26 protein-coding genes are annotated in these 26,682 nt (G+C 56.3%); 15 read left to right on the top strand and 11 right to left on the bottom strand.

The window, feature by feature from the left end; genetic code table 11:
• Nucleotides 1–67: 67 nt before the first annotated feature.
• The 3 genes from HMPREF9241_RS06005 to xseA form a co-directional block, all read right to left on the bottom strand.
• Entirely contained in the window at nucleotides 68–1,003 is a 936-nt protein-coding gene (locus HMPREF9241_RS06005; RefSeq protein WP_006681394.1) for a carbohydrate kinase family protein, read from the bottom strand.
• A gap of 246 nt (nucleotides 1,004–1,249) precedes the next feature.
• Nucleotides 1,250–1,462: an exodeoxyribonuclease VII small subunit gene (locus HMPREF9241_RS06000; protein WP_006681393.1), complete on the bottom strand. Its 213-nt coding sequence runs from the start codon at nucleotides 1,460–1,462 to the stop codon at nucleotides 1,250–1,252.
• Nucleotides 1,463–1,540: 78 nt separating this feature from the next.
• Nucleotides 1,541–2,833, bottom strand: a complete 1,293-nt coding sequence (xseA, locus tag HMPREF9241_RS05995) for an exodeoxyribonuclease VII large subunit (protein ID WP_006681392.1) — start codon at nucleotides 2,831–2,833, stop codon at nucleotides 1,541–1,543.
• Nucleotides 2,834–2,920: 87 nt separating this feature from the next.
• Here xseA and HMPREF9241_RS05990 point away from each other — a divergent pair, with 87 nt between their 5' ends.
• The 3 genes from HMPREF9241_RS05990 to HMPREF9241_RS05980 all read left to right on the top strand — a co-directional run bounded on the left by HMPREF9241_RS05990 (nucleotide 2,921) and on the right by HMPREF9241_RS05980 (nucleotide 5,603).
• A complete protein-coding gene (locus HMPREF9241_RS05990) occupies nucleotides 2,921–3,997 on the top strand; it encodes a 4-hydroxy-3-methylbut-2-enyl diphosphate reductase (protein ID WP_006681391.1) in 1,077 nt (358 codons plus the stop codon).
• A 38-nt stretch (nucleotides 3,998–4,035) separates the two neighbouring features.
• Complete coding sequence (gene ychF, locus HMPREF9241_RS05985; protein WP_040318649.1) at nucleotides 4,036–5,118, top strand: redox-regulated ATPase YchF; 1,083 nt, start codon at nucleotides 4,036–4,038, stop codon at nucleotides 5,116–5,118.
• 155 nt (nucleotides 5,119–5,273) lie between these two features.
• On the top strand, nucleotides 5,274–5,603 hold the full coding sequence (locus HMPREF9241_RS05980; RefSeq protein ID WP_006681389.1) for a hypothetical protein: 330 nt from the start codon (nucleotides 5,274–5,276) through the stop codon (nucleotides 5,601–5,603).
• Between the two features lie 303 nt (nucleotides 5,604–5,906).
• Here HMPREF9241_RS05980 and HMPREF9241_RS05975 read toward each other — a convergent pair whose 3' ends face one another.
• Nucleotides 5,907–6,485 (bottom strand): 1-acyl-sn-glycerol-3-phosphate acyltransferase, encoded by a 579-nt coding sequence (locus tag HMPREF9241_RS05975; RefSeq protein WP_006681388.1) that lies wholly within the window; start codon nucleotides 6,483–6,485, stop codon nucleotides 5,907–5,909.
• A 294-nt stretch (nucleotides 6,486–6,779) separates the two neighbouring features.
• Here HMPREF9241_RS05975 and typA point away from each other — a divergent pair, with 294 nt between their 5' ends.
• Nucleotides 6,780–8,699, top strand: a complete 1,920-nt coding sequence (gene typA / locus HMPREF9241_RS05970) for a translational GTPase TypA (protein WP_006681387.1) — start codon at nucleotides 6,780–6,782, stop codon at nucleotides 8,697–8,699.
• A 46-nt stretch (nucleotides 8,700–8,745) separates the two neighbouring features.
• Here typA and HMPREF9241_RS05965 read toward each other — a convergent pair whose 3' ends face one another.
• Nucleotides 8,746–9,123 carry a 2-hydroxymuconic semialdehyde dehydrogenase gene (locus tag HMPREF9241_RS05965; protein WP_243440781.1) on the bottom strand — a complete coding sequence of 126 codons (378 nt, stop codon included), beginning with the start codon at nucleotides 9,121–9,123 and terminating at the stop codon, nucleotides 8,746–8,748.
• A 54-nt stretch (nucleotides 9,124–9,177) separates the two neighbouring features.
• On the opposite strand from HMPREF9241_RS05965, the gene fdxA reads away from it, so the two are divergent.
• From fdxA to HMPREF9241_RS05950, 3 genes are all read left to right on the top strand, one after another.
• A complete protein-coding gene (fdxA, locus tag HMPREF9241_RS05960; protein ID WP_006681386.1) occupies nucleotides 9,178–9,501 on the top strand; it encodes a ferredoxin in 324 nt (107 codons plus the stop codon).
• Nucleotides 9,502–9,518: 17 nt separating this feature from the next.
• A complete protein-coding gene (gene dapC / locus HMPREF9241_RS05955; protein ID WP_006681385.1) occupies nucleotides 9,519–10,661 on the top strand; it encodes a succinyldiaminopimelate transaminase in 1,143 nt (380 codons plus the stop codon).
• Between the two features lie 283 nt (nucleotides 10,662–10,944).
• Complete coding sequence (locus tag HMPREF9241_RS05950; protein ID WP_006681384.1) at nucleotides 10,945–12,279, top strand: citrate synthase; 1,335 nt, start codon at nucleotides 10,945–10,947, stop codon at nucleotides 12,277–12,279.
• 135 nt (nucleotides 12,280–12,414) lie between these two features.
• Here the strand turns inward: HMPREF9241_RS05950 and dapD are convergent, their stop codons facing one another.
• A complete protein-coding gene (gene dapD, locus HMPREF9241_RS05945; RefSeq protein WP_040318645.1) occupies nucleotides 12,415–13,398 on the bottom strand; it encodes a 2,3,4,5-tetrahydropyridine-2,6-dicarboxylate N-succinyltransferase in 984 nt (327 codons plus the stop codon).
• Nucleotides 13,399–13,496: 98 nt separating this feature from the next.
• Nucleotides 13,497–14,192 carry a Maf family protein gene (locus tag HMPREF9241_RS05940; protein WP_006681382.1) on the bottom strand — a complete coding sequence of 232 codons (696 nt, stop codon included), beginning with the start codon at nucleotides 14,190–14,192 and terminating at the stop codon, nucleotides 13,497–13,499.
• A gap of 128 nt (nucleotides 14,193–14,320) precedes the next feature.
• Here HMPREF9241_RS05940 and HMPREF9241_RS05935 point away from each other — a divergent pair, with 128 nt between their 5' ends.
• The 6 genes from HMPREF9241_RS05935 to galE all read left to right on the top strand — a co-directional run bounded on the left by HMPREF9241_RS05935 (nucleotide 14,321) and on the right by galE (nucleotide 20,720).
• Complete coding sequence (locus HMPREF9241_RS05935) at nucleotides 14,321–15,376, top strand: adenylate/guanylate cyclase domain-containing protein (protein WP_006681381.1); 1,056 nt, start codon at nucleotides 14,321–14,323, stop codon at nucleotides 15,374–15,376.
• A 121-nt stretch (nucleotides 15,377–15,497) separates the two neighbouring features.
• Nucleotides 15,498–16,172, top strand: a complete 675-nt coding sequence (locus HMPREF9241_RS05930) for a response regulator transcription factor (RefSeq protein ID WP_040318643.1) — start codon at nucleotides 15,498–15,500, stop codon at nucleotides 16,170–16,172.
• Nucleotides 16,173–16,286: 114 nt separating this feature from the next.
• Nucleotides 16,287–17,612, top strand: a complete 1,326-nt coding sequence (locus HMPREF9241_RS05925) for an ATP-binding protein (RefSeq protein ID WP_006681379.1) — start codon at nucleotides 16,287–16,289, stop codon at nucleotides 17,610–17,612.
• A gap of 105 nt (nucleotides 17,613–17,717) precedes the next feature.
• Nucleotides 17,718–18,866 carry a 5-(carboxyamino)imidazole ribonucleotide synthase gene (locus HMPREF9241_RS05920; RefSeq protein WP_006681378.1) on the top strand — a complete coding sequence of 383 codons (1,149 nt, stop codon included), beginning with the start codon at nucleotides 17,718–17,720 and terminating at the stop codon, nucleotides 18,864–18,866.
• A 118-nt stretch (nucleotides 18,867–18,984) separates the two neighbouring features.
• A complete protein-coding gene (gene purE, locus HMPREF9241_RS05915; protein ID WP_006681377.1) occupies nucleotides 18,985–19,551 on the top strand; it encodes a 5-(carboxyamino)imidazole ribonucleotide mutase in 567 nt (188 codons plus the stop codon).
• Nucleotides 19,552–19,718: 167 nt separating this feature from the next.
• Nucleotides 19,719–20,720, top strand: a complete 1,002-nt coding sequence (gene galE / locus HMPREF9241_RS05910) for a UDP-glucose 4-epimerase GalE (RefSeq protein ID WP_006681376.1) — start codon at nucleotides 19,719–19,721, stop codon at nucleotides 20,718–20,720.
• 85 nt (nucleotides 20,721–20,805) lie between these two features.
• On the opposite strand, the gene HMPREF9241_RS09095 is transcribed toward galE, so the two are convergent.
• From HMPREF9241_RS09095 to HMPREF9241_RS05890, 4 genes are all read right to left on the bottom strand, one after another.
• A complete protein-coding gene (locus HMPREF9241_RS09095; RefSeq protein ID WP_083856953.1) occupies nucleotides 20,806–22,365 on the bottom strand; it encodes an LCP family protein in 1,560 nt (519 codons plus the stop codon).
• Nucleotides 22,362–23,678 carry an LCP family protein gene (locus tag HMPREF9241_RS05900; RefSeq protein WP_006681373.1) on the bottom strand — a complete coding sequence of 439 codons (1,317 nt, stop codon included), beginning with the start codon at nucleotides 23,676–23,678 and terminating at the stop codon, nucleotides 22,362–22,364. The genes HMPREF9241_RS09095 and HMPREF9241_RS05900 overlap by 4 nt, the downstream gene beginning before the upstream one ends.
• Nucleotides 23,679–23,740: 62 nt before the next feature.
• Nucleotides 23,741–24,175, bottom strand: a complete 435-nt coding sequence (locus HMPREF9241_RS05895; protein WP_006681372.1) for a DUF2304 domain-containing protein — start codon at nucleotides 24,173–24,175, stop codon at nucleotides 23,741–23,743.
• Nucleotides 24,175–24,855 carry a glycosyltransferase family 2 protein gene (locus tag HMPREF9241_RS05890; protein ID WP_006681371.1) on the bottom strand — a complete coding sequence of 227 codons (681 nt, stop codon included), beginning with the start codon at nucleotides 24,853–24,855 and terminating at the stop codon, nucleotides 24,175–24,177. The genes HMPREF9241_RS05895 and HMPREF9241_RS05890 overlap by 1 nt, the downstream gene beginning before the upstream one ends.
• A gap of 120 nt (nucleotides 24,856–24,975) precedes the next feature.
• Between HMPREF9241_RS05890 and HMPREF9241_RS05885 the strand changes: the two genes are divergently transcribed.
• Together HMPREF9241_RS05885 and HMPREF9241_RS05880 are read left to right on the top strand one after the other, a co-directional pair.
• Complete coding sequence (locus tag HMPREF9241_RS05885; protein ID WP_006681370.1) at nucleotides 24,976–25,575, top strand: acyltransferase; 600 nt, start codon at nucleotides 24,976–24,978, stop codon at nucleotides 25,573–25,575.
• Complete coding sequence (locus HMPREF9241_RS05880; protein ID WP_006681369.1) at nucleotides 25,575–26,675, top strand: DegT/DnrJ/EryC1/StrS family aminotransferase; 1,101 nt, start codon at nucleotides 25,575–25,577, stop codon at nucleotides 26,673–26,675. The genes HMPREF9241_RS05885 and HMPREF9241_RS05880 overlap by 1 nt, the downstream gene beginning before the upstream one ends.
• Nucleotides 26,676–26,682: the final 7 nt, after the last annotated feature.

The following is a 26,682-nucleotide window of genomic DNA, read 5'->3' as shown; positions in this document are numbered from 1 at the left end:
AGCCACCTGTTGGATAAAAAACACGGGCGATACTTCATGAGGTATCGCCCGTATTTCACGTAGTGCGTCAGTCGATTTCGTACGACCACGGTGGGTTAGCGCCCGCGCGCGACACGGTCACGTCAGAGATGCGGGAAGCGCGGTCAAGAATTGTTTGGACCTGGTCAGCATCAATTGTCTCAAGAGTGGCGCGTCCTTCAGCACCGCACAGCTGAAGACCCCACATTGCATCCAAAATGCCACCCATGAACGAATCACCGGCACCAACGGTGTCGACGACCTTGACATCGCCGGGGGTAGCTTCGACGCGGACACCTGACTTCGAAACGGCTAGACCGCCCTTCTTGCCACGAGTGACGATAATCAACGAAGGCCCAAGGCCAAGCCAACGGGCAATCACATGATCGAGGTCTTCACCATTGGTAAGCCACTCAAGATCCTCGTCGGACACCTTGATGACGTCCGATACTGCGACGAATTTTTCGACCAGGGGCATGGCTTTTTCTGGCGAGCCCATAATGGCAGGACGAGCGTTCGGGTCGAAGGTGATTAGTGCGTGAGGACGTGCGGTTTTCAGGGCCTCGTACACGGTGTCGGCACCAGGCTGGACGGCCGCGGAAATCGAGCCTGCGTGCACGACCAGCGCCTGGTCAGAAACGGGGATCGGGTTGGTGGGGTTCCAGTCGAAGTCGAAGGTGTAGGTGGCCGCGCCCTTGTCATCAATGGATGCAAGAGCAGTGGTCGTGTGGTGAGCCCCGCGCGATTCGGGGGTGATGACCACGTGGGAAGCGGTGAAGTGTTCCTCGATGACCTTGCCACGTGGATCGTTTGCAAACCACGTGGAGAGCACCGATGGGCGTCCCAGACGCCCAAGGGTCATAGCGACGTTCGCTGGCGAACCACCGGGGATTTCGCGTGCATCTTCAGGGTGAGAAATAGGCGTAACGATGTCAATGAGCGCTTCGCCGATGGCGAGAATATGAGGCTCGTGAGCAAGATCCATGGCACATCCTTTGTCGGGTGCGCAGACAGGCTGCGCGATCTGTACCGATTTTAGTCTGATCAGAGCATCAACATGCCCAATCGATGCTCGCGTGTGCCATCTGTGCGCAGGGTGTTGGTCTGTTGCTCGCCATGAACACCATGTTCGTCTCCAAAGCGGATATCAACTGGATCTCAAGCACATCCTCAAAGACTCCCAAATGAACCTGATACAAGCTCTACGCGAACCATCATTCGCACCTGCCAGCTACTGTGCGCGAGCCTCAGCCTTATCCAGACGAGACGCGGCAACATCAAGAATCTGCTTGCAGTGGCCGGCCAACGCTTCCCCGCGCTCCCACTGAGACAGAGTCGTTTCAAGCGGTGCTTGACCCGATTCGAGTTGCTTGACGATCTGCACGAGTTCGTCGCGTGCTTGCTCGTAGGACAATGACTCGACGGGAGCCAGTTCGTTATCCATATGTACCTCCGGGGTATGACAGTCGATGTGAGAGTGAATGGCTGATGTGCAAAGAAAGGGGGACGAGGTCGCGTCCATTTATCCGTTCGCTTGGTCTGCTGAGGACGCGGGCGTAGTTCCCACAACCTGAGCGACCATCCGGCCCGATGCAAGGACGCCTTCGATCAAACTACCTTTTGGTGCGTCGGCAACATCCTTGATGATTGCTCCACTGGGAAGCTTCAGAATCGAATAACCGCGATCGAGTGTTCCCTGCGGGGAAAGAGCAGTGAGTGTTGCCTGCATCCGTCCCAGTGCGGTTGTTTCAGCTGAAAGGCGTCGCTCAACTGCATGTCGCAAACCGGTGAGCGTTTGAGCAAGCCCCGCGCGATGCGTATCGACGACCGCCCCCGGGCTGAGCAGAACCGGGCGAGAAGCGTATGAATCGATGAGCTGGCGCTCGCGGCCCAATCGAAGCATGAGGGCTCCGCGCATTGTGTCGATTGCTGTTTGAATGTGCGCTTGCTCAGTTGCATAGTCCGGGACGATTCGCTTCGCGGCATCCGTCGGAGTCGACGCCCTGAAATCGGCGACAAAGTCCAGCAGGGGAGCGTCGGCCTCGTGCCCAATCGCCGACACGACCGGAGTGGAAGTTGATGCGACGGCGCGCAGTAGTCGTTCGTTAGAGAACGGCAGAAGGTCTTCAACGGAGCCGCCACCGCGTGCAATGACGATGACATCAATATCGGGCCGTGCGTCCAATTCACTGAGAGCACTCATGACTTCGGGTACGCAGCGCTCGCCCTGAACGGCGACTTCCCTGATCTCGAAGTCAGCGACGGGCCAGCGGTCTGTGGCGTTGACGAGGACATCGTCTTTCGCCTTCGCGTTCGACCCGCAGATCAGGCCGATTCGACCGGGCAGGAAGGGGATGGGCTTCTTTCGCTCACGCGCAAAGAGTCCTTCTTTTTGAAGCTGAGCGCGCAATTGCTCGATCTGAAGCAGAAGATTGCCCGAGCCCGCGATACGGATTTCTTGCGCGCGCAGATTCAGGGAACCCTTAGACGTCCAAAACTGAGGGGTAACACGCGTGACGATCCGTGCGCCCTCTGTGAAAGCGCCACCAAGTTCCTTCACCATCCCCGGCCATGCGGTGACGGTCATCGAAGTGTCGGTCTCAACATCACGGAGGACGAAGAATGCGATTTTCGAGGTAGCGCGTGGCTTATATTCAACGATCTGGCCTTCGACCCAGAGCGTAGACATGCGTTCGACGTAGATTTTGATGTTCTCCGTTAGCTTGCGGAGAGGCCAAGGGTTATCTGCGGTTGTGTCCGCGGCCCGAAGTGCCAGAGGTTGATTCGTCACGCATCCAAGAATGCCACAGGCCATGGGTGAATCGAATTGCAGAAATGTGGAGCTGTGCTCAAAGCCTCGTTCAGCGCGCACTCACGACACAGATGTCGGTAAATTGAGAGCATGAGTGACCTGACGGATGCTTTTCCCGCCATCGATTCGACCTACTCCGCTTCTTCGAAGGAATCGGGGAACGAGACCGGCCACATCTACTTGGCCGCCCCACGTGGGTACTGCGCCGGAGTGGACAGGGCTGTTGATGTCGTTGAAAAGGCCTTGGACCTTTACGGTGCGCCGGTTTACGTGCGTAAAGAGATCGTGCACAACAAATACGTCGTTGAGTCACTGACGAAGCGTGGTGCGGTTTTCGTCCAAGAGACTGATGAGGTCCCCGAAGGGGCACGCGTCGTCTTCAGCGCACACGGCGTTTCGCCACAAGTACGTGATGGGGCTGAAGGTCGTCGGCTTGCCACGATTGATGCGACGTGCCCGTTGGTGACCAAGGTTCACCGCGAGGCCGTGCGTTTCGCGAAGGAAGACTACGACATCATTCTGGTCGGGCATCAGGGGCACGAAGAGGTCGAAGGTACTTTCGGTGAAGCCCCTTCGCATATTCAGGTCGTGGGAACACCCGACGAGGTCGCAAACGTTGAGGTTCGTGATCCTGACCGTGTCGTGTGGATTTCACAGACCACGCTGTCCGTTGACGAGACGCGCGAAACGGTTGACCGTCTGCGCCAGCGTTTCCCCAATCTGATTGACCCGCCGTCGGACGACATTTGCTACGCGACCCAAAACCGTCAGGTTGCCGTTAAGACGATTGCCCCGAAGGTTGACGTCATGGTGGTTGTCGGTTCGGCGAACTCCTCGAACTCGGTGCGCCTTGTCGAAGTCGCTCTTGAAGCTGGTGCCGGTGCAGCGTATCGCGTGGATAAGGCTGAAGAATTGCAGGAAGCCTGGTTTGAAGGCGCCAAGACGGTCGGACTGACCTCGGGTGCTTCCGTGCCTGAGATCCTGGTTCGCGATGTTATTGAGTGGTTGCAACCTCGTGGGTTCCCCACGGTTGACGTTGTTCGAACTGAAACGGAAACGATCACCTTCGCGTTGCCTCGTAATTTGCGAACGGAACTGGAAGCGAACGGCTTAGTTGACGCACGCCCGCACGCACCGCGCAAGGCTGGCCCTGATCACACCAGCTGATACTCCATAGGATGGCACGCTGACCTAGAATGGTCAGCGTGTCTCTTACTATCGGAATCGCAGGACTGCCCAACGTCGGCAAGTCGACCCTGTTCAATGCTCTGACTCGCGCCACCGTTCTGGCGGCGAACTACCCGTTCGCAACCATTGAACCGAACGTTGGCGTTGTACCTTTGCCGGATCCTCGCCTGAAGGTGCTGGCGGATATCTTCCATTCAGAGAAGATCATTCCCGCGACGGTTTCCTTCGTTGATATTGCAGGTATCGTCCGAGGTGCGTCTGAGGGTGAAGGTCTGGGCAACCAGTTCCTCGCAAATATTCGTGAGGCCGACGCAATCTGCCAGGTGACTCGCGCATTCTTAGACCCGGATGTCGTGCACGTTGACGGCAAGGTTGATCCTGCTTCCGACATTGAGACGATCCAGACCGAGCTGATTCTTGCCGATATCCAGACGCTGGAAAAGCAGATCCCGCGCCTCGAAAAAGAGGTGCGAGGTAAGAAGACCGAAGCAGTCGTCCTTGAAACTGCCAAGGCAGCTCTTGAAATCCTCGAACGTGGCGAGCTCCTGTCGGGCCCCGCGGGCGCTGACTTGGATCCCGATGCGCTGAAATCGTTCCAGCTCATGACGACCAAGCCGTTCATTTTCGTGTTCAACATGGACGCGAAGGGGATGGAAGACGAGGCCCTGCAAGCATCGTTGCGCGAGCTGGTCGCTCCGGCTGATGCCATCTTCCTTGACGCTCAGTTCGAAGCCGAACTGGTTGAGCTTGATGAAGACGATGCGCGCGAGATGCTGGAAGAATCCGGACAGAGTGAAGCCGGCTTGGATAAACTCGCGCGCGTTGGTTTTGAAACTCTTGGCTTGCAGACCTATCTGACGGCTGGTCCGAAGGAATCACGCGCGTGGACGATCCATCGCGGTGATACTGCTCCGCAGGCTGCCGGGGTTATTCACACGGACTTCCAGAAGGGCTTCATTAAAGCTGAGATCGTGTCCTATGACGACCTGATCAAATACGGTGGCATGCAGGAAGCCCGCGCGGCCGGCAAGGTCCGCATGGAAGGCAAGGATTACGTGATGGCTGACGGCGACGTGGTCGAGTTCAGGTTCAACGTCTGAACCTCTGACCAAGTTCCGAACGGGGCTTACATCAAAGAAGTAGAATAGAGGCTGTGACGTTCGTCTCGTGCGAAACGTGGTTGAGCTCCGCTTCAACGTTGAGCGGAATGCCCTACCCATTGCAGTTTTCTGCTGCTCGGTCTGATACTTGAAGCATGACGATGTGGAAAGTGTCTGATGACTGGTTTGATCGACACACAACCCAAGACCTGGCATACCGAGTCCGGGTGCGTGTCATAACGCCGAAAGCGCTGGACTCCGCGTGGGCGCGCATTGTTGAAGAGCACGGTTCTGATGCCGAGGGTGTTGTGCCAATCGGCGGGGCTGCGCTCATCCGGGTCAACGACTGCGAGGCTGAAGCCATCAGCGGGGGAGAAGACGCCCTTGACTCTCTTGAGTGGGCGGTCAACGACGTTCTCGGTGAGGCCCTCAGGGGGGCCGAGGTGCTCGTTGTAAGCGAAGAGCGTTCCCTCGTCATCGACTAGGGAACGCTCTTCGGCTGTTTCTGAAATCAGCTGTGTGGTTAGGGGTCATGCCCGATGCCCGGTCAGCTTCTTCAGTGGTCCTGATGAACCATGCGTTTGCCTGCGGCAGCCAGAAGAACGCAATCAGAAGGATCGAAATGATGGTCACTGCGACCGTTCCGCCACCACCGGACTCGAGGCCTGCGACGGTGCCTCGCGCGCCCCAAGGGAGCGACTTCTCTCAACGCAAAATAAGGGACGAGGCCACACAATCCGACGTTCTGCCCGTAAAATTCGGCGTTCTGCCCGTAAAAAACCAGGGGGTTAGGCCTCTTCGTCCTCAGCGCGCAGGCGTGGAACCGACGCCATTTCGGGGTTTACGCCCACCTTGTCAGCGTAGAACTCGCGGATGACCTCCATGTCAGCGCGCACGTCGCCGGTCAGGGTGATGTTATGACCCCATCCGAAAGTCATTGTCTTCTTATCGACAAACCCGAGCTGAACAGGCAGGTGAGCGTCCGTCGCAATGCGGTAGAAACCGGACTTCCAGTAGTCGCGCGGGGACCTCGTACCCTTCGGGGTGAGCACGATGGTGAACTCATCTACGGCGTTCGACTGCTCCACAATCTGTCCAACGACTCCGTGTGCGCCACTGCGATCGATCGCACGTCCGCCGATCCACTTGACGAACCTGCCGAAGACGGGGACCTTCACCACGGAGTCTTTGACGAGGAACGTGAACTCGCGGTTAATCGACCAGAATGCGAGCGCCATGAAAACGCCATCCCAGTTGGACGTGTGAGGTGCACCGATGACCATGACTTTTTCAGGCAGGGGTTCGGCGGACAGAGTCCAACGCGAGAACTTCATGTACGTGCGGGCGATCAGCGGGCGTATTCGCACAGTGTCCCTCTCGGTGGTGGGTGCTTCGGGGTGGTTGTGTGGTGTTCGACAATGATGGGCGACGAGGCGCATCATGCGGTCTCACTTCCTCTCTAACGGTAGTACGACCGCTCGCGAGCGTGCATGAGCGTCCCACATGACGTGGCGAACGTCGCAGGTATGGGTAGGAGAATGCCGGCGTTAAGCCGATATTCTGGTTTCAGCTATTTTGTGGGTCGAATGTGTACCCACCGGCCATGCTCGCACTGACTGATTCAGGTGTTGCTGGCCATCGTGTTATTGAGGAGTTCATCTATGCCAACCCGCTCTGACCTGCGTAATGTCGCAATCGTGGCGCACGTTGACCACGGTAAGACAACCCTGGTCGACGCGATGCTCTGGCAGTCCGGCGCTTTTTCTGACCGTGACACCGTCGAGAAGACGGGCGAGCGTGTCATGGACTCGGGCGATCTTGAACGCGAAAAGGGCATTACGATCCTCGCGAAGAACACAGCTGTCCACTACCGTGGTCCAGCCGCTCAGAAGCTCGGTCTTGAAGACGGCGTCACCATTAACGTTATTGACACCCCCGGTCACGCTGACTTCGGTGGCGAGGTTGAACGTGGTCTGTCCATGGTTGACGGTGTTGTCCTGATGGTCGATGCTTCCGAGGGGCCGCTTCCTCAGACTCGCTTCGTTCTACGTAAGGCTCTGCAGGCACAGCTCCCGGTTGTCGTCGTTGTGAATAAGGTTGACCGTCCGGACTCGCGTATTGAAGAGGTCGTTTCTGAAACGACCGACCTTCTGCTGTCGCTGGGTGAAGATCTGCTGAATGACGGTATTGAAACCGATGTTGATTCTCTGCTCGATGTGCCCGTTATTTACGCGTCCGCCAAGGCTGGCGTGTGCTCGCTGGAAAACCCCGGTGACGGCCAGCTTCCGACCGAGGATCTCGAGCCCCTGTTTGAAACGATTCTGAACCGTATCCCCGGCCCAGAATACGAAGAGGACGTTCCGCTTCAGGCACACGTTACGAACCTTGACGCATCGCCGTTCCTAGGTCGTCTTGCTCTGCTTCGTATCCACAATGGCACACTGACCAAGGGTGCGAATGTGGGTCTTGCCCGCCATGACGGCACCATTCGTTCCGTGCGTATCACCGAACTGCTACGCACTGAAGGCCTGGAGCGCGTTTCTGCTGAGACTGCTGGCCCCGGCGATATCGTCGCTGTTGCCGGTATTGAAGACATCATGATCGGTGAATCGCTGGTCGACCTTGAAGATCCTCGTCCTCTGCCGTTGATCACCGTTGATGATCCGGCGATCTCGATGACGATCGGTATCAACACTTCGCCGATGGCTGGTCGTGTCAAGGGTGCGAAGGTCACCGCACGTCAGGTCAAGGATCGTCTTGACCGCGAGCTGGTGGGCAACGTGTCTCTGAAGGTTCTGCCGACCGAGCGTCCCGATGCCTGGGAGGTCCAGGGGCGCGGGGAGCTGGCTCTTGCCATCCTGGTCGAGCAGATGCGTCGCGAAGGCTTCGAACTGACCGTCGGTAAGCCTCAGGTTGTCACGAAGGACATTGAAGGTGTTCGCAGTGAGCCGATGGAACGTATGACTATCGACATTCCCGAAGAGTACCTCGGCTCCGTTACGCAGCTGATGGCAGCCCGTAAGGGTCGCATGGAAACCATGTCGAACCACGGTTCGGGCTGGATCCGCCTGGAGTTTGTCGTTCCGGCGCGCGGTCTGATCGGCTTCCGTACCCGCTTCCTCACCGAAACGCGCGGTACCGGTATCGCATCGTCGATCGCTGACGGCTACGCCCCGTGGCAGGGTGTCATCGAGCAGCGTCTGACCGGCTCGCTGGTTGCTGACCGTGCAGGCCAGGCAACTCCGTATGCGATGACGAACCTGCAGGAACGCGGTTCCTTCATCGTTGAGCCTTCTTCCGAGGTTTACGAAGGCCAGGTTGTTGGCGAAAATCCGCGTGGCGAAGATATGGACGTCAACATCTGCCGTGAGAAGAAGCAGACGAACACGCGTTCAGCTACCGCTGATGTGTACGAATCGCTGACTCCGTCGCGCAAGCTGACTCTTGAAGAGTCGCTTGAATTTGCGGCTAACGACGAATGTGTCGAGGTCACGCCTGAAGCGGTTCGCGTCCGCAAGGTCGTCTTGGATGCGCAGGAACGTTTCAAGATCGCAGCACGCGAGCGTCGCGCAGCGAAGTGAGGGGCGCGGCCACGCTTTACTAGCTCAGCTATAGATTCCGTCCCCGTCAGTTTTCCTTCTGAAACGATCCGAAGGCTGGTGGGGGCGGAACTTTTTTACCCGTGACCATGGTTGTGGCATCGATTCGGACCAGTCCACGTCGGGTTTCAATCTCGACGTAGTCGCGGGACGTTGTTTTGAGGGTGCCAAGAGCGTCATGGAGTCCGTCGGCTAAACGGTAGCGGACAACAACGCGTTCGCCGGGTATCCATGCGAGCCATGGGAGTGGTGGTAGATTCGCGCCTTCGGTTATGTCGGCAGGAATTGCGCCCCGTGGGTCTTTGGAAAATCGCGCCTTCGCGTTGGTCTCGCTCGTGGGGGACGAGGCCTTGTCTTCGGCGCGATTATGCGCATTGGCGCTTTCAAGTGGGGCACTTTGACTCATAAAGGAGATAATAGAGGGCAGAAGCTTCCCTATCGATTCCAATGAGGAGTTGCCATGACCTACGTCATCGCACAGCCTTGTGTTGACGTGAAGGACCGCGCTTGCGTTGATGAGTGCCCGGTTGATTGCATCTACGAAGGTGCGCGTACTCTCTACATTCACCCCGAAGAATGCGTGGATTGTGGTGCGTGCGAGCCGGTGTGTCCGACCGAGGCAATTTTCTACGAGGATGATCTGCCCGAGGAATGGTCGGATTACTACCGAGCAAACGCTGACTTCTTCAAGGATCTTGGTTCCCCCGGTGGTGCGCAGAAGACCGGTGTCCAGGACTTTGACGATTCGATGATTGCTGGACTTCCTCCGCAGAATCAGGACTGAGTCGCTAACGTGTCTATATGACCACGTTGCCTCGTTCTTTATATCTTCCTGCATTTCCGTGGGATCAGCTTGCTCCCGCGAAGGCGCTTGCTTCGTCGCATCCCGATGGGATCTGCGATCTTTCGGTGGGAACCCCCGTCGATTCGACTCCGGGTTTTATCCGCGAGGCACTTTCGGTAGCGTCGGATGCTCACGGTTATCCGACGGTTATTGGCACTCGGGAAGTGCGCGAAGCGATCCTTGCATGGGGGCAACGTCGCAATATGGTGGACGTTGGCTTGTCCGGCGTTATTCCCACCATCGGTTCGAAGGAAGCGGTTGCCTGGATTCCGCGTCTGCTGGGAGTTGGCCCGGGGGATACGGTGCTTGTCCCAGAGGTTGCTTATCCGACCTATGACATTGGTGCGCGTCTTGGTGGAGCAACCCCCGTTCCAGTTGATCCTAGGAAGCCGGATACGTGGCCGGATGCCGTTCTTGTTTTCCTCAATTCTCCTGGAAACCCGGATGGTCATGTCCTGTCAGCTGACGAACTTCGTGCCGTTCGTCAGTGGGCATGTGAGCACGATGCCGTTGTCGTGTCCGACGAGTGCTACGCGGCCCTGCCCTGGGCCGAGCCCTGGATCTCGGAGGGCGTCCCTTCCCTCCTCGACGAGGCCGTGTGCGAGGGCGACCCGAGCGGCCTCCTCGTCCTCTACTCGCTCTCCAAGCAGTCGAACCTCGCGGGGTATCGCGCCGCACTCGTCTACGGGGATCCTGAGCTCGTCGCCCCGATCGTCGAGGTCCGCAAGCACTCTGGACTGATAGTTCCTGCTCCTGTTCAGCATGCGATGGCAATCGCTCTTCGCGACGAGGTGCATGCCGAGGCTCAGCGTGCTGTGTACGAACGGCGACGTAACAGGCTGGTCGAAGCGTGCGGTAAAGCTGGCCTCGTGAATGATGAAAATTCTGTTGCCGGACTCTATCTCTGGCTCGCACATTCGCGCACGCAGGATTCGTGGACGTTGGTTGACGCGTTCGCGAAACTGGGAATTCTGGTTGCCCCCGGCGATTTCTATGGGGAGGCTGCGAAGGGGCGTGTGCGAGTGGCTCTGACGGCAAGTGATGAGCGAATCGAGGCTGCCTCACAGCGCCTTGAAACGTGCGTCAATTTCCTTGCGTAAGGGGAAACTCTCCCGGGTGTGGCGTCTTCCTGTCTTCGAATAATGCCCCACACTTAGCATGTTATTGACTAGTCCTTTATAATAACTTTGGAGAAAGTTTGACGTTCTAGTGCTTTACAGGCCGAACAGCGGCGTATAGAGTGACAGAAATAACGGACTTTCGTCCTAAGTGGCGATTGTGGTCGCAGTGAAGCGACTCGTTGAGAACGAAAGCGCTTTCGCGCATTCTTCCAACCTGTGTGCTTGCATGGCTCCGCATTGCCCAACGTGTTAAGGAGTCCTCATGGCCAAGGTAAAAGTGGAATCGGTCGACACTACTCCCGACGGTGTGCTTACCGTCGGGGAAAAGAAGATCGTTCTCCCGCGCACCAGCGCCTCCGTCGGTAATGATGGCTTGAGCGTCTCCCGCTTGCTCGCCGACGGCGACGTAGTCAGCCTCGACCCCGGTTTTACGAACACAGCGTCATGCCAGTCTGCGATTACCTACATCGATGGTGGTGCGGGAATTCTGCGCTACCGCGGTTACCCGATCGAACAATTGGCAAAGCGCTCGTCGTTCCTAGAGGTTGCTTACCTGCTGATCTACGGCGAACTCCCTGATGCCTCCACACTGGAAAGCTTCATTCGCGCCGTCCATCGCCACCGCTTGCTTCACGAAGACTTCAAGGCTTTCTTCACGGCGTTCCCGCACAGGGGCCACCCCATGGCGATTCTCCAAGCGGGTGTCGCAGGCCTGGCAACCTACTACGAAGACACGCTTGATCCGCGCGACCGCACTCAGCTGGATACCGCGCTGGTTCTTCTGCTGGCGAAGGTGCCGACCATGATCAGCTACATCGCGAAGCGTGCCGCGGGCTTGCCACTGCTGTACCCAGACTCGCAACGTAGCTACACCGAAGACTTCATCCGCATGACCTTCGGCATGCCCTATCAGGCGTACGACATTGATCCTGCGATTGTTCGAGCACTCGATATGTTGCTGATTCTTCACGCTGATCACGAACAAAACTGTTCGACCTCGACCGTTCGTTTGGTCGGGTCCTCGCAAGCGAACCTGTATGCGTCTGTTGCGGCCGGCGTGGGCGCGCTTGCTGGCCCGTTGCACGGTGGCGCGAATGAAGCGGTTCTGCGCATGCTCAATCAGATTCGCGACACTGGTGAGCCGGTCCAGAGCTATGTGGACAAGGTGAAGTCGAAGGTGGAAGGTGTACGTCTGATGGGCTTCGGGCACCGCGTGTACAAGAATTACGATCCGCGCGCGGCTCTGGTGAAGGAAACCGCACACGATGTTCTGTCTCGCCTCGGCAAGCGCGACGAGCTCCTGGATATTGCGATGGAGCTTGAAGATATCGCTTTGAATGACGATTACTTCAAGGAGCGCAAGCTCTACCCGAACGTCGACTTCTACACGGGTCTGATCTACTCGGCGATGGGATTCCCGACCAAGATGTTCACGCCACTGTTCGCACTTGGTCGCCTGCCCGGTTGGATTGCGCAGTACGTTGAAATGACCGAGGATCCGTCGACGAAGATTGGTCGCCCGCGTCAGGTGTACGTTGGCTCGACTGAACGCGACTATGTGCTTCTTCGCCAGCGCTCGGCTCGCGTGATTGACTAACGCGCTGTCGGGTTTGCGCTCGGCGCATAGCCAAAGTCCTTGCCGCGCGTGGGCGAGGCCGATCAACTGAACGTCAACGGGGGTGGTAGACCGTGGTCTGCCACCCCCGTGAGCATGAAAAGGATCGAGCCTTCATCAGTTGGTTGCATGTAGCTCATCGTTCAATTCGATGCCCTTGCCACCGCGGGCCAGTGCTTCGATTCGACCCGACTGAGAATTGCGTCGGAACAGGACATTTGATGCGCCTGCAAGCTCGCGCGCTGCAACCGTCCGAGGTTCTGCGAAGAGGCCGTTCGAACCGGGGACGACGCCACCGGATTCCATGACGGCAACCTTTGCTCCTGCGGTCAAGTACAGACCAGCTTCGACGACGCAGTCGTCGCCAAGAGGAATTCCGAGACCGGAGTTTGCGCCGAGCAAGCACCGCTTACCAAGCTTCACGCGCTGGCGACCACCGCCGGACAGGGTGCCCATTGTGGATGCGCCGCCGCCCACGTCGGAACCGTCGTCGATGACAACGCCCTGAGAGATACGGCCTTCAACCATGGATCGACCGAGGGTGCCGGCGTTGAAGTTCACGAAACCGGCGTGCATGACGGTTGTTCCTTCAGACAAGTAGGCGCCCAGGCGTACGGTTGCACCGTTTGCAATACGCACGCCCTTCGGTACGACGTAGTTCACCATCGGGGGGAACTTGTCGACGCCGATCACGGTGATCGGGTGGCCAAGGTGAGCGCGCATACGCAGACGTGTTTCTTCGAAGTCTGCGACTGCGCACGGGCCCTCGGAGGTCCATATGACGTTGGGGAGGCGAGCAAAAATACCGTCAAGATTGATGGTGTTCGGCTTTTTCATTCGGTGGGAAAGCAGGTGGAGGCGCAGGTAGGAATCCGCAGTGGACTGCGGTTGATCGTCCAGATCTGACGTGCAGGTGACAACCGTGGTGCGAACACCGCGCGCATCATCTTGGCGCTGCATGTGAGTCAGGGTGTCGAGCAGATCTGCGTCATCGCCGGGTTCCATCTGACCCAGGTGTGGGCGCGGGTACCAGACATCGAGAGTCTCGCCGTTCTTCGTCACTGTTGCGAGGCCAATGCCCCATGCCTGATTTGTATCCATGGGCTTACTGTAAAGCGAGAGTGCCCGCTGTGGGGTGCCCATTCCGCCTTTCGGCATGTTTGCACGGTGTGATGAGTGTTCCCAAATGCTGGGAAAGCTCAGCGAGGCTGGCGATGATCCCAGAGGTCCGGCCAGAAAACACCAACTTCTTCAGCCATCGTGTGAACCAGTGGGAGTGAAATCCCGACAACGTTGTGGTGATCGCCGTCGACCCCAGCAATGAAGGGGCCGCCAAGGCCGTCGATCGTGAAAGACCCCGCAACGTGGAGCGGTTCGCCGGAGTCTACGTAGGCATCAATCTCGGCGTCGCTCATTGAGCCGAATCGGACGATGGTTGAAGTCGAGGCGTGGGTGCGCGCAATCAGAGCGTAGGAATCTAGCGGGGTAGAGGGGTCTCGCTCGACGAGCGCTGCGCTATGGCCGGTCCACAGGATTGCTTCGGAGCCTCTGAAAGCTCGGATGCGCTCGCGTGCAATTTCTGCAGTGTGGGGCTTGCCCAGCATCTGCCCGTCCTGCAACAGCATCGAATCGCACGCAACGACGAGGAGGCGTTCGCAGTGGGCCTCGTCGATCACAATCGTGCCATCGACTAAGCCGGAAATGACCGCACCGCACTTCGCGTCTGCCAGGGTTGTCACCTGATCGCCGGGCGAAGGAACGCCGGCGCTACGCGCGCAGAAGTCGGCGAGCACGAGGTCTTCATCAACGTCGGATATACGAACAATAGGTGTGATGCCAGCGGAAATCAGAGTTGCTCGGCGAGCCGGTGACTTTGAGGCAAGAAGAAAACGCATAGGTCTATTTTGCCTTTTCAATCGGCAATTGATACATCTTGATGATTGTGTGCAGTAACTGCACGAATCTGTCAAACGTGATGTACGCTACTAAAGTATCTGTGTAGATCTGTATGTGAAGGGGAGAGATGGACAGCGCTGTGCCCAATGGTGAATCTCAAGCTCACCAGTCTCAGCCCCCGACTTCGGATGATCACCAGACCGTTAAACGCTACGTTCCCCGCCTTTTGGGCGGTCCTCTGACGATGAGTGCCGACGAGCTCGCCCAGCACGCTGGTACTACCGTTGAACAAATCAATGACTTTTGGAATTCACTGGGATTTCGCCCCCCTGAGCCTGACGAAAAGACGTTCACCGAACGTGATCTGGACGTGTTCGTCTCGTGGAACGACATGATTGATTCACAGGCGATTGACACGGCAACCAGCCATTCGCTTCTGAGGGCGAATTCTCACTTGGCCGATCGTCTAGCGCTGTGGCAGTGTGAAGCGCTTGTTGAAGACGCGGTGCGACGCCTAGGCTTGGATGACACGACGGCTCGCCTCTACGTTCTCGACCATATGAAGGACCGTGTCGAGGCATTCGAGAGGATGTTCATTCACTCGTGGCAGCGCCAGATGGAGGCATTGCTGTCGCGCTTGGATAAGGAAGTGTCCCAGCGCGGTCACGAGAACTCCAAGGCTCGGTTTCCACTCAATCGTTCGTTGGGCTTTGTTGACATGGTGTCCTACACGTCGTCGTCGACAATCCTGGGTGGGGAGGTCGTCGAACTGATCGAGCACTTTGAATCCGAATCGCGTCAGGCGATCACGCAGGCTGGCGGTCGCGTGGTGAAGACGCTGGGCGATGCTGTTTTGTACATTGCCGATGATCTTGAGACCGGTTTGAACGTGATTTTTTCGCTGATTGAGCGCTTGAATGCGGATGATACGATTCTTCCCGTTCGTGCATCTTTCGTCCGTGGCGATGTCTTCTCACGTTCGGGCGACGTGTTCGGCCCGACGGTGAACTTGGCTTCTCGTTTGGTTGATATTGCGCCGGTCGGTCAGATTTTGACGGACCCAGCGACCGCTACTGCCGTTGCTTCGAAGGCGGGGGATGGGTATCGCTTGGAGGAATTCCCCTCCGCGGACCTCCACGGATTTGGTCCGGTTTCCCCCTACTTGCTGACGCTCCAAGACTAGGGGGTGCCCGCTTTTAGGTACGAGGCCGGGCACTTTGACGTGCATGAGCTTCTCATCAAGTCCGTGTCCAAAAGGTCAAGAAATCTGAAAGAAATTATCTTGAAAGTATATGATGGGGTACGTGACTACTGTTCTGCTCGTTGAAGATGATCCCGCGATCAGCGAACCTCTCGCTCGCGCCCTTGGCCGCGAGAACTACGAAGTGCGTGCGCACGGCACCGGTCGTGGCGCACTCGCTGAAGTGGATGGCGCTGACCTCGTTCTGCTTGACCTTGGCCTTCCAGACATGGATGGTCTGGATGTCGCGCGTGAAATTCGTGCGTCGGGAAAGAGCGTTCCGATTCTGATCCTGACGGCGCGCACTGATGAAGTCGATATGGTTGTTGGCCTGGATACCGGCGCCGATGATTACGTGACCAAGCCTTTCCGCCTTGCAGAACTTCTTGCGCGCGTCCGTGCTCTTCTGCGTCGCACAGGAACCGAAAGCGTCGAAGGTGACCTGGGCGCTCAGGATGTTCGCGTTGATGTGAACGCTCACCGTGCTTTCGTTGGTTCAACAGAATTACAGCTGACGGCGAAGGAATTCGACCTGTTGCGCGTACTGCTTCGCGACGCGGGAAGCGTTGTCGAACGTGACACGCTGATGCGTGAGGTCTGGGGATCGGACCCGACAGGATCCACGAAGACTCTGGACATGCATGTCTCATGGCTTCGTCGAAAGCTTGGCGATGATGCGACCAAACCGCACTACATCACCACCGTCAGGGGTATGGGCTTCCGCTTCGAAGTTCGCTGACACACTGAAAACCTTATGGGGCCCGCGGCGAATCCTTCGCCGCGGGTAACCTATTTCAGGGGAACGATCTGGCAGCATCGCTTCGCCGGGAATCGTAGGGAATGAAAGGGAACCATGCGTAAAAAAGCCGTTCGCATGATTGTCACTGCTGTTGCAGTGGTGTGTTTCCTGATGGGTATTCCCGGTGCGGTCGCAACGTCCACCATTGTGTGGAACTCTGATTGGGATCGCGTCCAATCCCGGGCACAGACGATTGTGAACACAATCGATCGTCGTATAGCGACTGGTGCAGATGTCGATCAAGACACGGTCACTTCTTTGGCGAAACCAGTGACCGACATGCAGGGGAATGCCTATATCAGTGTGAACACGCGCCAACACGGACTGATGCTTGCCGGGGAAAAACCCCGGGGAATGTCGTTCGTCGTGCATGCGTCATCCACGGCGGGAACGTCGATCCGCATGGAAGTATCCGCAGAACAAACGCTGAAACGTATCGCATTCGTGTTCGGAATCTTTATTGCTGGAATCGCAGTGTGCCTGCTGGTTGGTTTAGCCCTTGCCCTCCGCTTTTCACGCCAGCTATCCGCGCCCCTCATCTACCTGGCAGCCCACGCTGAGCAGGTCGGTGCGGGCCAGGTTCGTGCTCAGGTCAAACCTTCGGGCATCGAAGAAATCGACTTGGTCCAAGAAGAACTGTCGCGTACCAGTGAACGCATGGCGGGCAGGCTAGCTGCCGAACGTCAGTTCGCAGCCGATGCGTCACACCAGCTTCGCACTCCACTGACTGCACTTTCCATGCGCCTCGAAGAGATTGAAATGATCTCCACTGAACCCGAGGTACAAGAAGAAGCTCGCAACTGTCTCGAACAGGTCGAACGCCTCACGGGCGTTGTGGCTGAACTCCTTGATGCGAACGCTCGAGCATCTGCGCAAACTGAAGCAATCCACATTCTTGAAGCGTTCAACACACAGCGCGAAGAATGGGAATCCGCGTTCGAAAAAGCCGGGCGCAGCCTCGTATTCACCGACGAAGCTGAACTGCCGTTGCTTGCCGACGCCAGCAAGCTTTCCCAGGTCCTTGCCACATTGATTGAAAATTCGCTGAACTACGGTGAAGGCACAACCCTGGTCGTCGCACGGAAGTCGGCGAACAAGCGCGGAGTCATTATCGAAGTCTCAGACGAAGGATCGGGTGTCGCCGATGATCTTGCTCCCGATATTTTTGCCAAGGGAGTTTCCGGCCACGGTTCGACGGGGATCGGCTTAGCGCTGGCGAAAGACCTGACTCAAGCGATGGGTGGGCGTCTGGAACTGACACAGAACCATCCTCCGGTTTTCACCGTTTCGCTTTCTGCGATTCCTGCTTCGATGGACCCGGATCACGTCATGCCACAGGGATCGGTTGTCTCGGTGGGGCGTCGTTCTCGTCGCTTCTGAAATTGGCGTTGCTTTCGCGCGCATCCCAATGGAAGAACAATGAGGCTCTGACGTCGCCGTGAACGTAGGTGCGCCCATAAGCCCCTTGCGACTAGATTAAGAGCCATGGATCAGGCCAAGGATACTCGTCCGGTTGTTGCAGTAATTGGCGGTGGGCAGCTTGCCCGAATGATGGCGGAAAGTTCGATCGCCCTCGGCTTTGAACTTCGTGCGCTTGTTGAATCCTCGGATGGGTCAACAGGACAGGCACTTGCCACGTCGATCGTCGGAATGCCAGGCGATACCGACGCCGTTGCACAGCTGATTGACGGTGCGGATGTGGTCACGTTCGAACACGAACATATTCCGGCTTCGGTCTTTGATGTCGCCAAGGGCCACCTTCCAGCAGAGCCCCCGCGAGCCGCGTTGCTGTATGCCCAAGACAAACTTGCAATGCGCGAAAAGTTAACCGAGCTGGGCATTCCATGTCCTCGTTGGGCGAAAGTGTCCACGCTTGAAGAACTCGCCTCTTTCGGTGATGCTGGCACGTGGCCGATCGTCGTGAAGACTCCGGTCGGCGGATATGACGGCCACGGTGTACGAGTGATTCACCAAGCTGAAGACGCCGTCGATTGGCTTGCCAAAGGAACTCTTCTTGCCGAAGACTGCGTCCCCTTCACCTCAGAAGTCGCTTCCCTGAGCGCACGTACTCCCTCCGGTCAGATCGCATCCTGGCCGGTCGCATCCACCGAACAGGTGGATGGAGTCTGCTCCGTGGTTACCGCGCCTGCTCAAGGCCTGACTGAGGAGACACGTGCCCAGGCCACATCGATTGGTGAAACGGTCGCGCGTGAACTTGGCGTCACGGGTGTCCTGGCCGTCGAAATGTTCGTCGTCGGACAAGGAAGCGAGCAGCACGTCCTTGTGAACGAGCTTGCGATGCGCCCACACAACACCGGCCATTGGACGATCGATGGGGCGTTCACCAGCCAATTCGAACAGCATCTTCGCGCTGTCCTTGACCTGCCCCTCGGTTCAACAAACCTCGTCAATCCTGGAACACACGCGGTCATGGTGAACCTGCTTGGCTCCGAATTCGCCGACCCAGCACGCCACCTTGCCTCCGCACTCGCAGACCACCCGCGCGCCAAAGTACATCTCTACGGCAAAGAGGTTCGCCCCGGGCGCAAACTCGGCCACGTCACCGTCGTCGACAAGGACCCAGCCGTTGCGCGCGCCGAAGCTGAAGCCGTTGTCGCCACTCTGCGTGGCTAACGCTCACGTTTCGCCTCTCGTTCTTCGTCACCGACGAGGCCGGGTGGCAATCGCACCCCTGATCCGTAATCATGCCCGCATACATGACCCATTGACCGTTTTAGTGAAGGAGCCATCGATGACCACCGAAACACACCAGCTCGATATCACTCTGACAAAGACCGGAGACAACCCTGCAGTCGGTATCGTCATGGGATCCGATTCCGACTGGCCCACCATGGAACCTGCTGTTGCTGCGCTCGCAGAATTCGGTATCGCCTGCGAGGTCGGTGTGGTCTCTGCACACCGTATGCCCGAAGACATGGTTGCGTACGGTCGAAGCGCTTCTGCTCGAGGTTTGCGCGTCATCATCGCTGGCGCAGGCGGTGCGGCGCACCTGCCGGGTATGCTCGCAGCCCTTACGGAACTTCCAGTCATCGGTGTTCCCGTTCCTCTCAAACACCTTGATGGTGTCGATTCCCTGCACTCGATCGTCCAGATGCCGGCAGGCGTTCCCGTTGCTACGGTTTCGATTGCTGGTGCGCGCAATGCTGGCCTTCTGGCAGCACGAATCCTTGGAGCAGGTGAAGGAGCCCAGGCCGAGAAACTGCGCGCCCAAATGCGTCAATTCCAAGTTGCTCTGCGTGACGTTGCAACGGCAAAGGGGAGCGCCCTAGCTGACGCAGTGAAAGCTTCGTTGAGCTAAGCATTAACGCCAAGACAAACGTGGCTCCGCAAGATTCCCGCGGGCATCGTGGCTCGCACTGTGTGTGACGGAAGTACGACCTAGCTGGGCCTCGCCAATAGGTGGACAAAGGCGGAAGAAACCGACGAAGTCCTTTGAGGCGGCTATACGGCGACTAGGATGAGAGCATGAGCATTCTTGTCACTGGTGGCGCTGGATATATCGGATCCCACGTAGTCCGACTGCTATTGGAACGAGGAGAAAAGGTCATCGTTGTCGATGATCTTTCAACGGGCACAGCATCAAGGGTAGAAGGCGCAAAACTCATCACTCTTGATATCGCTACCGATAACGCAAGTACAGATCTTGCGAACGTCATGCTGGATGAAGACGTCACTGCCGTTGTTCATTGTGCAGCACGAAAGCAGGTAGGGGAGTCGGTTCGACGCCCCATGTGGTACTACCAGCAGAACATTGGTGGCCTCGCGAATCTCCTTCGTGCCATGAACGACGCCGCTATTGATCAGATCATCTTCTCATCATCAGCCTCTGTTTACGGAATGCCGGACGTTCATATCATCAGCGAAGATACCGAATGTCATCCGATTAATCCCTATGGTGAAACGAAGCTTATAGGCGAGTGGATGATGCGTGACTGCGAAGAGGCTTGGGGCCTCAAATGGGTCGGCCTGCGCTACTTCAATGTTGCCGGTGCTGGCTGGGATGATCTAGCAGATCTGGCAATCTTGAACGTGGTTCCGATGGTTCTCGATCGTGTTGAACGCGATGAACCCGCCACAATTTTCGGATCGGATTATGACACTCCGGACGGTACATGCGTTCGCGACTATGTCCACGTCCAAGATCTTGCAGAAGCTCATATTGTTGCCCTCGATGCTCTTGCTGATTCTCGTCCACTTCAACATAACGTCTTCAACGTTGGAACCGGGAGGGGCACTTCTGTCCGCGAAATCATTGACGGACTGCGACGCGTTGCCGGTTGGGATTTCGAAGTCGTTGAGGAATCGCGGCGTGCGGGTGATCCCCCCGTCCTTGTTGGGGACACAACACGGATCAGTGAAGAACTCGGTTGGGTAGCACGCCATACGCTTCACGATATTTTGGAGTCAAGTTTTTCCGGCTGGCAGGCCGGACCTCGCCGTATCGACGCGACAAAGTACATGAAGTAAGTCTTCGATTACTTGCGGTGCGGGGGATGGTCGTTACGACCATCCCCCGCACACCGTTGCATTATCTTCAGCTTGAAACTGAGAATTAACCATTGATGATATTGAAATCTTCGATGGAGAGTGCGCCTGAACGCAGCTTCTCAAAGAAATCAGGAGCTGTTGTTCCTTCAAGAAGGACAGCAGAGGTACCCATATCAGTCTGATAGCTAATCTCGTCGATTGGGGGCGCACCGATCAATCCGTTATTCGATGCAGAGCGGAAGGCCAAAACAAGCTTCGCAACATCGACAACGGACGAATCCTCATCAACAGTGAAGGACTCAGAGCCAGCTCGCTCAAGGCGCAAAGTACGTGCAGGGTTAACAAATGTTCCGATGCTTGCGGACTTGTCAATAACTTTTGAAATCACCTGGCGCTGCCGCTCAGCACGACCAATATCGCCCTTCGGATCCGAGTAGCGCATACGTGAGAAGGCTAGGGCTGTCATCCCATCAACGTCGCTACATCCAGCTTGCCAGACAAGCCCAGAAGGATCATCGCTGACATCACCGTCGAAACATACATTGATTCCGCCAACGGCGTCGACAATATTCGCAACGCCACCCATGCCGATCTGAACATAGTGATCAACGTGCAATCCGGTCAGATTTTCAACTGTCTGTGTCAGCAGATTTGCTCCACCATATGCGAAAGAAGCATTGATCTTGTCCCAGCCATAGCCGGGGATCTCCACGTAGCTGTCGCGCGGGATGGAGAGGGCTGTTGCTTGACCATTCTGCGCGACGTGAATCAACATAATGGTGTCCGAGCGATCATTCCCGTCAAAATCATCCTGAACTGCGCCGTCTGCGCGGGAATCAGATCCCGCTAAAAGATAGGTTGTACCGGGCGTATTCGTTTCGCTTGTCAAAGCGTTCGTTCGGCCAAGGTGAGAATTAGCATCCCACACCAAAAAAGCTCCCCACGCAACGATCAGAACAAAAAGGGCGACCACAAGGGAGACGAGTTTGCGTCCCCAATGAGCAGAACGTTTCTTTGGTGCTACAGGGTGACGAAGCGACGCTTTCGAAGAGACGGCATTCGTTGATTGACCCCGTGGTTGAAAGCGTTGAACAGAAGACGTGGTTGTTGACATTCCACGTTGGCGAGATTCCTGAGTACGTGGAGTATGAGTGATCCCGCTAGGCTTCGACATCGTGCGACCCGGAGTATAAGCAGGGGGATTTGCTGTTTGCCGATGCTCGCTTGAATCTGAGTTTCGCCCCACGCGATGTTTGCGTCCGGGAGCAAAAGATGGAGGAAGGTTTTCAGCAGGTTGGTCAGCGGTTGTTGGGAGCAAAGAACGCTTCGGCATCTGTTCATCTGCTGATTCTGATCCGATTCGCCACGCATGCGGTTCGGCATCGTCTGCCGCAATACCGCTGACACGAGGGCGTTCAGGGAGCCGAATAACGGGGCGCTGAAGAACCTGATCCTTCGAATCTGATCCCGATGCTGAGGACGAAATAGCTCGCTGTTCGACAGAGAGGCGAGGAATGCCCGGAGAATCAGGGTGGCGTGTCTCGCCATTCACCTTCTTTACATCCGCGCGTGTAGGACGCTGACGACCAGATGAAGGGACGAAAGAGGGAGGTTCGGTGCTCATCGGTTCGGAGGACAGGTTGCAGGGACAGATTGAGCGGTGTCGGTGGAAGCAGATGATGCAGTATCTGACACGGCAGTCGTGTCGGATTCATCTTGTTCTTCAATGACTCCGCCGGAAGAGGAGGAAGAAGCCTGAGCAACTGATTGAGTGGAATCAGCAGTTGCGTCTTCATAAGGGATCGTCATTTGAGCCCCGGTCCCGTCTGTGTACTCTGTACCTCCCGGTAGCTGAGTGTCAGTTGCTAATGCCTGCCACAATGGTCGCGAAAGGTATTCAATCTCAATCACTCGGTTGGGATCCTCGGGGGCTTCAGCCCACGGCATCGTTGTGAAGCGAATGTTCGATGCCTGCAACTTCAGCATGGAGGCAAACAGACCGGCATCAGCGTTAATGTCGCCGAAGTTCGGTGACACTGTAAGAGAAGCAATTGCTGCCTGAACGAAAGAAATCAGGGCGGGGAAATCAGTAATAAAGTTTCGGGACAAAAGTTCACGAAGCGCTGCCGCGACCAGCTGTTGCTGGCGTCCAATACGAGAAATATCTGAACCATCGCCGACATTTTTACGAGCGCGCGCGTACGCTAGTGCGCTATTCGCGTCGAGGTACTGGCACCCTGCCTCAAGATCGAGACCGGACGCGGGATCGTACATTTCTTCAGGAATATCTAGCCACACGCCACCGACAGCATTGATCAACCCTTTAAAGCCGGTGAAGTCAACAACAATGAATCCGTCAATCGTTAAACCGGTCAGTTTTTCGACCGTTGCTTTGGTACAGGCAACGCCACCTGCCAGATCGTTTGTACCGGCACCCATTGCAAATGCTGAGTTAAACATTCCGTAGTACGACGACGTAATCGAACCATCTGAACGCATACACGAAGGGATATCGGTCAGAAGATCGCGAGGAATGGAGACAAATGTGACTTCCGAACGATCGGCGGAAATATGGGCGATCATCGTCGTGTCGGACTGAATCGTCGTCAGTTCTTCGGCGTCACCGTAGTCAGAGCTTTGGTTATAGCGTGAGTCGACACCGGAGACAAGAATATTGATCGGTTGTCCCACATAAGCATCGATGAGCTTCATTGGTTCTGGTTTGGTGGATTGAGGTGTCTCAAGCGCGGAAATATCCAGCGACGCGTTCTTCACCTGATTGGCAAGGCTTCGATAGACGAAAGCCGCAGTGGAGCCAACGAATAGCGTCACGGTCAAAAGAGATGCGAGCACGGTTCGCAGAACACCAAAACGGAAGGGGTTCCGTGCGGCATGCTGAACCAGGTTTGCCCGATTCTTCAACGTTTTTTTACTCATCGGTGTCGATCGTAGCGTGAATAGAAGCGTTTTCGGCGGTTGGGCACCCAAAAGTGGCGTTTTTAATCGCCCGTGTTGTTCAGAGTGGTACTTGGCTCACTTGAGGGATTCCCAGGCTCGTCGTTGGTGTGAGTATGCGTCCTCAGAGAGGATTCGCGTGAAGGTGGGTCGTTGCGAAGCGCGACTTCACGGGCAAGAAGAGTGATTCGTTTTTCCAGCGCCATGGAATTGCGATACGACGCGCTCATCTGGGCGAGTACACAGATAATGAGGGCGTAGACCAAAAGGTTAATACCCCGTTCTACACCGACAGCCCGCGCAATCTGGTTCAGAAGTGGCGGATACACAATTGTGATGATGGCAAAGATAACGATGACGAGGATCAGTAGCCGTTGTACGGCAAGATGCGATTGGCTTTGAACTGGGCGAACCAGTAGCCACGTGACAAGGACAAGACCGATGATCAGTAGAGCGCGGATAAGAAAATACTCTGTCATCATCGCTCCCACATAAGATCAACAAGAATGTTGACGCCGTTTAAAAGGGATTGTCCCTTAGCTTGTGAATAGTCCGAATACGTGATGTGGACCGGGTACTCAGCATAAGGCAAGTGAGTGCGTGCCAACTGAGAATTAATCTCCGAGGCGTGTGCCATGCGGTTGTGATGCAGGTGCACGTGGCTAAAAGCATCACGGTTCAGAGCTCGAAGCCCGTTGTGTGCATCCGACAGGCGAAGCCCCCCGAGTAGACCGGAAATGAATGCCACTGTTCTTAGAGCAATGCGACGTAGTAGCGGGACGGACTTGCCGTTTCTTCCTAAGAAACGAGATCCAAGCACGAAACCCAGCTGATTCTCTTTCCCGTATTCCACCATTGAACGAGCATCTTTCGGATCGTGTTGACCGTCAGCATCAAAAGTGACAATCCAGCGCGCCGATGTGTGAGTCTTCACCCATTCGATTCCTGTTTGGAGAGCTGCGCCCTGACCAAGATTAATCGGGTGGGTAATGACAGTGGCTCCATGTGAGCGGGCGACCTTGGCAGAATCATCGTTTGACCCGTCGTCTACACAGAGAATCCGAGAAAAATAAGGCATCAAAGCATCGATAACGGTGCCGATCATCTGTCCCTCGTTGTACGTAGGGATGATGATCCACGTATCGTCATCAATCCTCATGACCGCTATTCTCGCACTCTTATATGCAGCGTGGCGACGTGAGTGTATGGGGGTGAAGAGCATTGAGAGGAAAGAAACGTCGCCGGTACAGTAGGAGTGTTGCCTATGAAAGGATGACCGGTGAGTATTCAAGCAAGCGCGGATGTGAGCGAGAACGCCTCAGTTCCGCCTTCGTGCGCGGTTTGGCATTGCGCTCAGATTCGCGAGGCCGCGATTCTGGGCGAGAACTGCATCATCGGTCGCGGCGTGTATATCGGCGAAGGCGTCAGGCTGGGAGCTAACTGCAAAGTTCAGAACTATGCCTTGGTGTACGAACCTGCCCTATTGGGTGACGGAGTTTTTATTGGGCCAGCAGTCGTCCTGACAAACGATCATTTTCCACGAGCAGTGAACGTAGATGGCTCCATCAAATCTGCTGATGATTGGCAACCTGTCGGCGTCACAATTGGGGATGGAGCTTCGGTGGGCGCGCGAGCTGTTGTGGTTGCTCCCGTCTCAATTGGTCGTTGGGCGATGGTTGCAGCAGGCGCTGTTGTTACACGAGATGTTCCAGACTATGCCCTTGTCGCTGGTGTTCCTGCCCGACAGGTTGGCTGGGTAGGAACGGCTGGCGTTCCACTGAAAGAGATTGAGGGGCAACCGTCGCGTTTGCGTTGCCCCAAGACGGGTGAAACCTACACTGTCGTTGGCGATACTGTCCTGACGAAAGACGATGACTGATGCCTGCAATGATTCCTGCCGCCCAACCCCTTATCGGCGAAGAGGAAGTAGACGCTGTCTGCCGAGTTTTACGTTCTCGAATGCTTGCCCAGGGTAAAGAAGTCGCCGCATTTGAAAACGAGTTTTCAACTCAGCTTGCCGGTGGAGCCAACGCCGTTGCCGTTAATTCAGGAACTTCTGCGCTTCATTTGGGTCTTCTTGCATCGGGGGTCGGCGTCGGCGACGAGGTTATTGTTCCGTCGTTTACTTTCGCGGCAACGGGCAATGCAGTTGTACTCGCCGGAGCAACGCCTGTTTTTGCTGACATTGATCTTGACACGTTCTGTCTGAGTCCCGCTTCGGTTGAAAATGCAATCACTGAGCGAACGAAAGCCATTATGCCGGTTCACCTCTATGGTCATCCGGCGCCGATGAATGAGCTGAAAGCGCTTGCGGACAAATACTCGCTTATGCTCTTTGAAGACGCGGCCCAAGCACACGGGGCTCAGCTTTATGGTCAATTCGTTGGAACATTTGGAGCATTTGGAGCTTTCAGTTTCTATCCGACGAAGAACATGACATCCGGTGAGGGTGGCATGGTGACGACAACGGATCAGACGATTGCACGAAACGTTCGTCTTTTGCGTAACCAAGGTATGGAACAACGGTATGCGAATGAGCTGGTTGGCTTGAACAACCGCATGACCGACATCCATGCGGCAATCGGGCGGGTGCAATTGACGAAAGTCGGACAGTGGACCAAGCAACGTCAAGCTCATGCCGCATTCTTTGACACTCATTTAGAAGGAGTAATTGTTCCTCGTGTCGCTGAGGGAGCGACTCACGTATATCACCAGTACACGATTCGTCTGATTGATACTGATCGAGACCGTTTCATGAAAGCATTGGCTGAGGAATGGGGAGTGGGAAGTGGAGTGTATTACCCGATTCCGAATCATAGGCTTGAGTCATTGAAACCCTATGCGCCATCGACCGAACTCGACAATACGCTTCGCGCTGCGCGCGAGGTATTGTCGTTGCCCGTATATCCATCCTTGATCGACCAGCAACGTGAACGCATCGTTGAAGCCGTGAACACGCTTGCTCGCGCTGGGGCGTGAGGTTTCG

This window comes from Schaalia turicensis ACS-279-V-Col4 (assembly GCF_000296505.1).
Lineage (GTDB): Bacteria > Actinomycetota > Actinomycetes > Actinomycetales > Actinomycetaceae > Pauljensenia > Pauljensenia turicensis_A.
Note: the sequence above shows the minus strand (reverse complement) of the source record. Positions and strands in the feature narration are given on the sequence as shown.